General features: G+C 63.3%; 8 protein-coding genes. 1 reads left to right on the top strand and 7 read right to left on the bottom strand.

The genetic code is table 11. The annotated features are described in order from the left end of the window. Nucleotides 1-6: 6 nt before the first annotated feature. Nucleotides 7-2334: a PAS domain-containing sensor histidine kinase gene (locus tag ACIQUG_RS15360; protein WP_402323064.1), complete on the bottom strand. Its 2328-nt coding sequence runs from the start codon at nt 2332-2334 to the stop codon at nt 7-9. Nucleotides 2335-2619: 285 nt separating this feature from the next. Beyond that, on the bottom strand, nt 2620-5268 hold the full coding sequence (gene pepN / locus ACIQUG_RS15355; protein WP_402323063.1) for an aminopeptidase N: 2649 nt from the start codon (nt 5266-5268) through the stop codon (nt 2620-2622). Between the two features lie 429 nt (nt 5269-5697). Between pepN and ACIQUG_RS15350 the strand changes: the two genes are divergently transcribed. Continuing rightward, nucleotides 5698-6636 (top strand): DMT family transporter, encoded by a 939-nt coding sequence (locus ACIQUG_RS15350; protein ID WP_402323062.1) that lies wholly within the window; start codon nt 5698-5700, stop codon nt 6634-6636. Between the two features lie 8 nt (nt 6637-6644). Here ACIQUG_RS15350 and ACIQUG_RS15345 read toward each other — a convergent pair whose 3' ends face one another. The 5 genes from ACIQUG_RS15345 to ACIQUG_RS15325 form a co-directional block, all read right to left on the bottom strand. Then, complete coding sequence (locus ACIQUG_RS15345) at nt 6645-7937, bottom strand: MFS transporter (protein WP_402323061.1); 1293 nt, start codon at nt 7935-7937, stop codon at nt 6645-6647. Between the two features lie 197 nt (nt 7938-8134). Next, nucleotides 8135-8290, bottom strand: coding sequence for a hypothetical protein (locus ACIQUG_RS15340; RefSeq protein WP_402323060.1), 156 nt, complete (start codon nt 8288-8290; stop codon nt 8135-8137). 73 nt (nt 8291-8363) lie between these two features. Then, nucleotides 8364-8540 carry a hypothetical protein gene (locus tag ACIQUG_RS15335; protein ID WP_156134297.1) on the bottom strand — a complete coding sequence of 59 codons (177 nt, stop codon included), beginning with the start codon at nt 8538-8540 and terminating at the stop codon, nt 8364-8366. A 178-nt stretch (nt 8541-8718) separates the two neighbouring features. Continuing rightward, a complete protein-coding gene (locus tag ACIQUG_RS15330; protein ID WP_402323059.1) occupies nt 8719-9603 on the bottom strand; it encodes a uracil-DNA glycosylase family protein in 885 nt (294 codons plus the stop codon). 97 nt (nt 9604-9700) lie between these two features. Then, a complete protein-coding gene (locus ACIQUG_RS15325; protein ID WP_043626896.1) occupies nt 9701-10999 on the bottom strand; it encodes an Hsp70 family protein in 1299 nt (432 codons plus the stop codon). Nucleotides 11000-11158 lie beyond the last annotated feature (159 nt).

Raw genomic sequence — 11158 nt, 5'->3', positions numbered from 1 at the left:
CCTGCCTTAGGTTCGGTCCGGGATCCTGACCGAGATGATGGTCCCGACATTCTCTGTCGAGTGTATTCTCATGCTGCCGCCGTGCAGGCGCGTGAGTGAGCGCGAGATCGCGAGCCCCAGGCCGGATCCGCCCTTGCTCTTGGCGTACTGGCTCTGCACCTGTTCGAAGGGTTGGCCGATCTTCTGAAGCGCGTCGCGCGGAATGCCGATGCCGGAGTCGGCGATGGTGAGCGTCACCGCGCCCGTCACCTTGCGTGCCCGAAGCGAAATCCGCCCGCCCTCATTGGTGAACTTCACCGCATTGGACAGGAGGTTGAGCAGCACCTGCTTCATCGCCCGCCGATCGGCGACCATGGTCAGGCCCGACGAGATCTGCTGCACCAAGTGGATGTTCTTCTGCTCGGCCGGAATGGTGGTGAAGCGCAGCGTTTCCTCGATGAGGGGCGCGAGATCGATCGTCTCGCGGCTGATGCGCATGTGCCCGGCCTCGATCTTCGACATGTCGAGGATGTCGTTGATGACGTTCAAGAGATGCTTGCCGCTCTCATGGATGTCGCGCGAATACTCGTTGTACTTCTCCGAGCCGAGCGGCCCGAACATCTGGTTCTGCAGGATTTCCGAGAAGCCGAGGATGGCGTTGAGCGGCGTGCGCAGCTCATGCGACATGTTCGCGAGGAATTCGGACTTGGCGCGATTGGCCGCTTCCGCGCGGTCCTTTTCGACCTGGTAGTTGGAATTGGCGACCGAAAGCTCGGTCTTCTGCCGCTCCAGCGTCATGCGCGAGGCCGAGAGGTCGCCGATGGTCGCCATCAGCCGCCGTTCGGATTCGCGCAGGCGTACCTGGTGGCGCTTCAGGAGCGTGATGTCTGTGCCGACGGAGACGAGGCCGCCGTCGCGCGTGCGCCGCTCATTGATCTGCAGCCAGCGCTCGTCCGCAAGCTGGACTTCGCTCGTCTGCGACTGGTTGCTGTGGTCCGGGTCGGCGATCCGGCGCTCGACCACTGGCCGCGCTGCCGCCGTATGCACGGCAATGCGTTCGGTGCCGGGAACCAGCACATGATCCGGAAGCTTATAGGCCTCCTGGAAGTGGGTGTTGCACATCACGAGGCGGTCGTGCTTGTCCCAGAGCACGAAGGCTTCGGAGGTACATTCGATCGCATCGGCGAGCCGCTGGTCGGCCTCGGCGTAGCGCTGGGCAAGCCGGTGCTGTTCGGTCACGTCCATGGCGATGCCGATCAGATGCGCCCGGCCCGAGGCGGTGCGGATAATCTCGGCGCGGGCGCGCAGCCACACGTAGTGACCATCCGCATGGCGCATGCGGAACACCTGGTCGATCTGGCGCGCGTCGCCGCGGGCGATCGTGCGGGCGACGCTGTAGATGCCGTGATCGTCAGGATGCATCAGACGTGCGGCGTCGCCGAAGGAGAGCACGCTGCTTTCGCCGGGCATACCGAGCATTTCGTACATCGAGCGCGACCAGAACAGCCGACGGTTGGCGAGATCGAAATCCCAAAGTCCGCAGCGGCCGCGCGAGAGCGCCGTCTCGACCCGCAGGTTCGATTCGGCAAAGACGGAATCGGCATCGCGGGCGCGTTTTGCCTGGATGTAGTAGGCGTAGAGCACCATCAAGAGGATGGCCGAGATGCCGGCAAAGAGCGTGACGTTCAGCGAAACTTCGTCTCGCCAGGTCGTCTCGAGCTGGGTGACCGGCGTTGCGGCCAGCACGACGCCAGCCGCATCGGGCAGCTGCGCCAGCGCCACGATGTGGTCGGCGCCGGCGATCGCCGTTTTCATGATGCTCGAATGTTCGCCGAAATATTGCAGAGTTGCGATGTCGGGCGCGGCCGCGGCGAGCGTGCGTCCGATGAGCGGCCCACCGCCCTCCGTGCTTGCGAATATCCGTCCGTCCTTGCGCACCGCGAGGATGAACGTGCCGGGATCGAGCATGCCGGTCGGCAGAAACTGGCTGAAGCGTTGCTCCGCCTCGGCGCGCCGGCCCTCGTCAAACAGCGCGACGCCGTCCGTCTGGAAGGCGGCAACGGCGATCGCCGCCGCAAGGCCGACGGTCTGGCGCGAGCTTTCCTCCATGCGGGCGTGCTCGTCCATGATGCTGGACATGCGCGAAACCGCCACGATGATCAGGAACGCAATGATCAGGATCGGGATGGAGCGCTTGAGAATGGGCTCCGCGTTTGCCAGGCGGCGCGAAGCCGGCCCGGCAAAGATCTTCGCCTGCGAGATAAACTCCTGCTCCAGGCCGGTGACGCCTGGAAGCTTGAGTCGCAACCGCCCGTCGGCTGCGCTCGCTGGTCGCGCGTCCGCCATCTTTCCCAATGCTCTAAACCCTCTGATGATTCGGCGCGCCGCTCGCCCGAATCTGACTCAATGAATCACAGGGCGATTCGCCTTGTCCAGAGGCGCTGGTAAAGATTTGTTAACCATTTCTTATCGTTGGAAAATAATAGGCCGGGCCGCGCTACAGCGCCGCGCGTCTTAGTCAGACGCGCAAAGGCCGCTGTAACACTTTGATTTGCTGCATGTCTTTTCCTTAAATCGAGGTCGATTTAAGGAGACATGCAGTAGCGGCCCGGCCCCAGGAAAATCAGGCTTTGGCGATGCTCAGGCCTTGAGCATGCGCTCGACGATGTCGCCGACATCGGCCGAAAGTTTCGACGCGCCGGCGATCTCCTTCAGCGCCTTGCGGGCATGCCCGGCACGCTTGTCCTCCAGCGAACGCCAGGAGCGCATGGAGGTCAGGATGCGGGCCGCAAGCTGCGGATTGCGCGGGTCGATGTCGAGGATCTGGCGCGCGAGGAAGCGGTAGCCTTCGCCGTCGGCGCGGTTGAAGCCGGTCGGGTTGGCAAAGGCGTAGGTGCCCACCAGCGAGCGCACGCGGTTCGGATTGTTGCCGTTGAACAGCGGCTCGTTCATCAGCGCCTTGATGCGATCGAGCGTGCCAGCGCCCGGGATCGTCGCCTGCACGGCGAACCACTTGTCGATGACGAGCGCGTTGTCGGCGAAACGCGTGCGGAATGTTGAAAGCGCCTCTGCCGCCTCGGCCGAATCCGGGAAGCGGTGCGCGAGCAGCGCCAGCGCATGGCTGAGATCGGTCATGTTGTTGGCCGCCGCAAAGGCCTTCGCCGCACGCTCAGGGCCGTCGTCGGCCTGAACGAGGTAGGTGAGTGCGGTGTTGCGCAGTGCCCGCCTGCCGGCGCTTGCCGCATCCGGGCTGAACTCGCCGCCGGAGACGAGCTCGTCGGCGAGCTTGAGGAAGGTGTCGCGTCCGGCGACGGCAACGGCCGTCAGGATCTGCTGACGGGCCGCGTGGATCGCGTCCGGATCGTTGTTAGTGCCGATCTCCCGGGCGATATCGGATTCGCTCGGGAGTGCCAGCGCCTGCGAACGGAAGGCCGGCTCGAGGCTGTCGTCGGCGGCGGCCCGGATCAGGCCGTTGATCAGCGCCTTGTCCGCGGTGACCGGCTTGCCGGCGCGGATATTCGCCGTCGCCTCGACGAGATTGCCAAGCGCGATGGCGTTGAGCGCCTGCCAGCGGGCGAAGAGGTCGCTTTCGTGGTGCGCGATCAGCGCGAGGTCGTCGGCGCTCTGCTCGATATGCAGGTTGATCGGCGCGGAGAAGCTGCGGTTGAACGACGGAACCGGGCGCGAGGGGATGCCCGAGAAGACCACCGTCTGCTTGCGCTCCGTCAGATGCAGGACGTCGTCGGTCATGTCGGCGCCGGAAACGGCGGTAAGGGCAGCTTCGCTGCCGTTTTCGAGCAGCAGGCCCATCTTCAGCGGAATGTGCATCGCTTCCTTGGCGCTCTGTCCGGGCGTCGGCGGCACGGTCTGTTCGAGCGACAGGGTAAAGGTCTGCTTGGCGGCGTCATAGGCGCCCGAAGCGGTGACCAGCGGCGTTCCGGCCTGGTGATACCAGAGTGCGAACTGGCGCAGATCTCGACCGCTTGCCGCCTCGAAGCAGGCGACGAAATCCTCGATCGTCACCGCCTGGCCGTCGTGCCGGTCGAAATAGAGATCCATGCCCTTCTTGAACAGATCGCGGCCGAGAATGGTCGCGATCATGCGGGTGACTTCCGATCCCTTTTCATAGACCGTCGTCGTGTAGAAGTTGTTGATTTCGCGGTATTTCGTCGGACGCACCGGATGGGCGAGCGGACCTGCATCCTCGGGGAACTGCTCCGACTTCAGATGACGCACTTCGGCAATGCGCTTGACTGCGCGCGAGCGCATGTCGGCGGAGAATTCGTGGTCGCGGTAGACCGTCAGGCCTTCCTTCAGGCAGAGCTGGAACCAGTCGCGGCAGGTGATGCGGTTGCCGGTCCAGTTGTGGAAATATTCGTGCGCGATGATCGCCTCGATATTGGCGTAGTCCGCATCGGTCGCCGTTTCCGGGTCCGCAAGCACGTATTTGTCGTTGAAGACGTTGAGGCCCTTGTTCTCCATGGCGCCCATGTTGAAGTCGGAGACGGCGACGATCATGAAGATGTCGAGGTCGTATTCGCGACCGAAGGCCTCTTCATCCCACTTCATCGAGCGCTTGAGCGCATCCATGGCGTAGGAGGCGCGGGGCTCCTTGCCGTGTTCGACATAGATCTTCAGCGCAACGTCGCGGCCGGACATGGTCGTGAAGGTATCCTCGACCACGCCGAGGTCGCCGGCGACCAGCGCAAAGAGATAGCTCGGCTTCGGATGCGGATCGAACCAGGCGGCGAAGTGACGGCCGTCGCCCATGTCGGCGCCGCCGAGATAGTTGCCGTTCGAAAGCAGGAGGGGAGAGGACGCCTTGTCGGCGATGATGTTGACCGTGTAGACGGCGAGCACATCCGGACGATCGGGGAAATAGGTGATGCGGCGGAAGCCTTCGGCCTCGCACTGGGTGCTGTAGACGCCGTTGGTGCGGTAGAGCCCCATGAGCTGCGTATTGGTCTCGGGCGAAAGCAGCGTGGTGATGGTGATTTCGAACGGGGCGGTTTCGGGCAGGCCGCGGATCGTCAGCGTATCGTCGGCGACATCGTAGAGCGACGTCGCAAGCTCTTCCTGGTCGAGCAGCAGGCCGGTCATTGTCAACTCGTCGCCATCAAGCACGAGCGGCGCGGCACTGTCGACACCTTCGCGGCGATGGAAGATCAGCCGGGCCTCGACCTTGGTCTCCTTCGGGTCTAGCTCGAAGGTCAGATCCACTCTCTCCAGAACGAAGTCGGTCGGCCGGTAGTCTTCCAGATGAATGATCTGGCCAGTATTTGTCCGCATGGTCAGTCCCGCTTGCACCGTTCTACTGGAGAATTTGTAGAGGGCGCCTGTGATGGTGAAAAGGCCAAGGGGCGAAAAGCTGGGCTGTGCCACACGATTGTGATGCCGGCGACCGCACTTCCGGCAGAAAAGACATGGCGTCCGTTAATCTTCCCGCTCCCTTATCGGACCGATGTGTACCGAAGTGGGACTAACAAGACATGAATTGGAAAGGTTTTTTTCGGGGCAGCTAAAGAAAAGCCGGGCGTCCTACTGTCGAAGGTTAATCGATCAAGAAAAAACGTCATTCATCACGAAGTTTGATCCGACTTTCATGCGAAGCGTCGCTAAGGTGGTGGGGTCCTGCAGCGGTTCTCTCCGCTGAAAAATCTCCAAACCAGCCCGCGTGCCTGCTGATTGCCGGTCAAGGCTGTTCGAAAAGTGCCCTCAATGAATGCGGAAGTCGAAAGCCCGATGAAGGGGATCCTGCTCAAGGTCCTTTCCGTCGTCATTTTCGTTTGCATGTCGACGCTGATCAAGGCGGCCGGAAACGAGATCGCCACCGGCCAGATCACCTTCTACCGCTCGGCCTTCGCCATGGTGCCGATCCTCGGTTATCTCGCTCTTCGCGGACAGTTGCGCGACGCTTTCAAGACCAAGGACATCACCGGCCATATCGCTCGCGGCTTCATCGGCATTCTCGCAATGAGCTTCGGCTTCTACGGTCTTGTGCATCTGCCGCTGCCTGAAGCCATCGCCATCGGCTATGCCATGCCGCTGATCGCGGTCGCGTTCGCCGCAATCTTTCTCGGCGAATCCGTCCGGCTCTATCGCTGGTCGGCGGTCGTCATCGGGCTCGTCGGGGTGATGATCATCACCTGGCCGCGGCTGACGCTGTTCGAAGAGGGGGGCTTCGGTTCGTTCGAGGCCATGGGGGCAGTCGCGGTGCTGGTCTCGGCGGCGCTCGGCGCCGTTGCGATGGTGCTGGTGCGAAAGCTCGTCAAGAATGAGCGTACCCACACGATCGTGCTCTACTTTTCGCTGTCGGCTTCGGTCTTCTCTCTCGCGACCTTGCCTTTCGGCTGGCCGTCGATTTCGCGCGAAGCCTTCCTGCTCTTGATGTTTGCCGGTTTCTGCGGCGGTGTCGCCCAGATCCTTCTGACCGAGAGCTATCGCCATGCCGACATGTCGACGATCGCACCGTTCGAATACACCTCGATCGTGCTCGGCCTAATCATCGGATACTTCCTGTTCGACGATATCCCGACGGCCACCATGCTCGTCGGCACGGCCATCGTCGTCGGCGCCGGCATCTTCATCATCTTTCGCGAGCACCGGCTCGGCCTCGAGCGCCGGGGCGCCCGCAAGCATGTGACGCCGCAGGGCTGAGCCACGGCCTACGGTCGCGGGTTTTCCCAGGCCGGGACCGTGTCGTCGTCAATCAGCGGTTCCTGTGCCGCCTGCAGGGCAGCCGGGCTCGTCACATCGGGGCCGGGTGTCGGCATGACGCTCGTTGCCTGGAAGTCGGTCTTGACGACGAGCCCCTTGTGCTGTTCGCGCCGCAGAATGCGCCAGGCGGCATAGCCGCCATAGAGCGCGAAGTAGACGGCAAGGACGAGAAACAGCGCCGCCGGGCCGAAACGGTCCATGACCGGACCGACCATGAGCGGGCCGGAAATCGTGCCGAGCCCGTAGGTGATCATCAGGCCCGAGGACGTCTCGACATATTCGTTTGGCTTGGCAAGGTCGTTGGCATGCGCGACGTTCAGCGCGTAGATCGGGAAGAGAACCGATCCGACGAAGGCGGCGATGATGTACAGAACAGCGGGCTGGCTGCCGATCGATGCCGACATCACCAGGCACGAGATGACGCCGACGATGCCGCAGCCGACCATGACGATGCGCCGGTCGATCTTGTCGGAAAGACGCCCGATCGGGATCTGCGAGAGGGCGCTACCCGTCAATAGCGAGGCGAGCAATGTGGCGCCTTCCGCCGTCGAAAGTCCGATCTTCTGGGTAAAGACGCCGCCAAGGTTCAGCCAGGCGCCCGACAGCGCGCCGGCGAGGAAGCCGCCGACGACGGCAACCGGCGAGCGGCGAAAGAGGGCGGGGATATCGAACTTCGCCTGCGCCGGCGGCGCCGGCATGGGGGATGAGGAGAGCGCCGTCGGCAGCAGCGCCAGCGAGAACAGCACGCTGCAAAGCATGAACAGCGATGTGTTGGTCGGATCGCCGAGCGGCACCATGTATTGTCCGCCGATCGTGCCGACCATCGTCGTGATCAGGTAGAGCGAAAAGAGCAGGCCGCGGTTTTCATTGGTGACGCGCTCGTTGAGCCAGCTCTCGATGACGAGATAGCTGCCGGAGATGGCAAAGCCGGCAATGGCGCGGAACACGATCCAGGCGCGCCAGTCGACGATGAGGCCGCAGAGCAGGATCGCGATGGAGAGCAGGGTGATCAGCGCGGTGAAGACGCGCACATGGCCGACACGCAGTACGAATTTCGGCGTGACGACGCAGGAGAGCGTGAAGCCGACCGTATAGCCGGTGGCAATCACCGAGACCGTCAGCGTCGACCAGTTCTCCGCGACGGAGCGTACGGGGATAACATAGCTCTGCAGGCCGAAGCCGACCATCATGAGCAGGGTCGACACCATCAGGCTGAAGACGGAAGCGAGGCTGGCCAGCATCGGCGCTCCTGGAAACGTGGCGCTTCGTCATTTGTCCGATGACAAGCAAACGCAGATGGAGCGAGGAACGGTCTGGCGGGACCGGATGAGCCTGACACTCCTTAGTCGGGACGAGTGTGGCTCTATCCAGTTTTCTACGCCCTGTCGATTGCGACAGGCGATGGCAAAAAGGCGGTGTGTTGGTCTTCGGGCAGCGATCAGTTCGGCAGCAGCGGGCTTACGGCCATGCGATGGGCGCGGCGTGCATCCTGCTTGGTGCTGAGAACGGTAAATTCGCGCGAGGCGCGCACGGCCGTACCGATGTCGGAGATCGAATCGAGCAGGACCTTGAGGCTGGCAATCGGCTTGGTCATGGGTTCGTTCCTTTCTTCGTGTCGGGTCAAACGATGCGTCACGCGATACGCAAGGCCGCGTATCGCGTGGGGATCAGCGCTGGATGAAGTCGGCGAAAATCTGCGCCGGACGGGTGGTCCGGGCGAGGCCGATCGCGGTCATCTGCTCGTTGGCTGCCGTGCCAAAGCGGTTGAACGGCGTCCGTTGAGCAGCGCCGGTGTGACGGAGCGTCTCAAAGCTGCTGTGGATCGGACGAAAGCGGGCAGTCATGGTTCAATTTCCTTAAATTCCATTCCTCCCGTGTCAATATATTGCGCTGCAACATATCATTTTGCAATGCGTCAAAATGCGCCGCTGATATGCGCAGGCCGCATGGCTTTCTTCATACTTTGTTCATGAAACGGGCAGGCGGGCGGGAGCACCATCCGGGCAGGTGCTTTCCTCGGGATCAGCCGTGAATGCGGGCCTTGAAGGCAAGCAGATCCTGCCAGACGAAGCGCTTGTTGATCGGCGCCGTCACCAGGTCCTGCGGATGCAGGGTGGCAAGGGTCGGCACGTTGATGCCGCCGATCGCAAGCTCGCGCCATTCGCCGCGAAGCTGGTGGATCGTGTCGTTGCCGCCGAAGAAGAAACGGGCGGTGAAATTGCCGAGCAGAAGCAGATGCTTGGGCTCTGCCAGTGCGATCTGGCGTTCGATGAAGGGGCGGCAGATGTCGGCCTCGCGCGCCGTCGGCACGCGATTTCCCGGCGGGCGCCAGGGCACGACGTTGCTGAGCAGCACGCCTTCGCGTGTCAGGCCGATGCCGGCGATCATCCGGGTCAGCATCTCGCCGAGGCGGCCGGCAAAGGGCTGGCCGTCGCGATCGTCGTCGGCATAGGGCATCGGGCCGACGATCATGATGCCGCTTGCCGCATCGCCCTCGGCAAAAACCAGATTGCGGGCGCTGTTCCTGAGATTGCAGCCGGCAAAACCTTCCATCGCGGTCCGCAGTTCGGCGAGCGACCGCGCCGATTCGGCGGCAAAGCGCGCTTCTTCGATCGCCTGCGCATCGGGAATGGCAACCGCTGGGGCATTCGCGACCGGGGCCGCTGCGCGGGAAGGCGTGGGGGCAGCGGCCGCCGGTGTCTGGCGCGCAGCCGGTTGCGAGGCGGGTGCCTCCGCCCGGTTGCTGGTTACCGTCGCGCGGGCACTGCCGCGCGCTGCCTTCATCGCCTCGAATTCGGCGAACCGATCGACCGGCTCCTCTTCCAGCAGCCATTCGACGCCCGCATCGCCGTGGAAGGCGAGGAGGGCGGCAAGCTGCGCCGGAGAGAGGTCGTGGGCGGAAATCATGGCCGCCAACCTAGCCCATAAGCGGCCGGACCGGAACCGCTTTTCCGGCGCTCGGCCCTCCTATCCAAGGTCATGCACATCGGGCCTGCGCGTCGGCTCAGGCTGCGTTGGCGGTCCAGTGGGCGATGTCCTCGTGCTCGCCGATCAGCGCCAGGCCGTGGGCGATCGACAGCAGTTCGCCGCCGCTCTCGATCCGGTCGGCATCGAAACGCCGCTCGAAGATGCCGCGTACGGCTGGAACGAAGGAGGTGCCGCCGGTCAAGAACACCTTGTCGATCGTCTCGGGTGCCGTTGCGGTCGACTGCAGCACGTCGTCGAGTGCGCCTTCGATGCGGGCGAGCTCCGGTGCGATCCAGCCTTCGAAATCGCTGCGGCGAACGGTGCGGCGCGACATTTCGCCGAGCGGCGCGAAATAGAATTCGGTCTCGTCCTGCTTCGACAGCTGCATCTTGGTTGCCGAGATCGCGTTGTAGAGCGGGTAACCTTCATCATGTTCGATCAGGTCGACGAAGGCCTCCAGCTTTTCCGGCTCCAGGCTCTGGCGCACCAGCTTCTTCAGATCCGTGAAATCTTTCAGTGTCTTAAAGATCGAAAGCTGATTCCAGCGGCCGAAATTCGCGTAGTAGTTCGACGGTACTTCAAGCAGCTTGTCGAAGCTCTTGAACAGACTCCCCTTTCCGATCAGCGGCGAGACGACGTTGTCGATGATGCGGAAGTCGAAGTGGTCGCCGGCGATGCCAACGCCCGAATGGCCGATCGGGGTTGCCGTCAGGCGTCCGGCCTTGGTCTCGAAGCGGATCAGCGAATAGTCGGTCGTGCCGCCGCCGAAGTCGGCGACGAGCACCGTCGCGTCTTGCTTCAGGTTCTGGGCGAAGTAGAAGGCCGCTGCCACCGGCTCGTAGACGTAGTGCACTTCCGGGAAGCCGAATTCGGAGAGGGCCGCGCCATAGCGCTCGAGCGCCAGCGCCGGGTCGGGGCTGGAGCCGGCAAAGTGCACCGGACGCCCGACGACGATGCGGCTGTACTGGTCGGCCCAGCCGTCGCCGGCATAGTCGCGCAGCTTGGTCAGGAACACGCGCATCAGGTCTTCGAAGCTGTGGCGCTTGGCAAAGACCTGCGTGCCTTGGAAGAGCGGGCTTGCGGCAAAGGTCTTGATCGACTGCAGGAAGCGACAGTCGCCGGGATTGTCGATGAAGGCGCGGATGGCGGCCTGGCCCGCCTCGACCTTCAGCGCCTGGGCGCCAAGCTTGGCATCCTTCATGAAGGAGAGGGCAGTACGCATGGCGTCGGTCGAGCCGGCGAGGCTGTCGAAGTGCATCGAATGGGTCGTGTCGCCCGCGGCAACCGCCAGAACGGAATTGGTGGTGCCGAAATCAAAGCCGAGTGCCTTGACCATGAGTGTCTCCTTGCGTCTGGCGTCGCTTCGCCGCCCGGAGCAAGCCGGCAGGCGCGCGACGCAACATGAATTCCGTGGGCCGCTCTCAGGGATCGATGGGCGGCCGGCTGCAAAGCCGAAAGACACGCCGTCCGGACGCCGAGAGGCGCCTTGCCGCGT

The sequence above is a fragment of the Ensifer sp. NPDC090286 genome, assembly GCF_044769565.1.
Classification (GTDB): Bacteria; Pseudomonadota; Alphaproteobacteria; order Rhizobiales; family Rhizobiaceae; genus Ensifer.
Note: the sequence above shows the minus strand (reverse complement) of the source record. Positions and strands in the feature narration are given on the sequence as shown.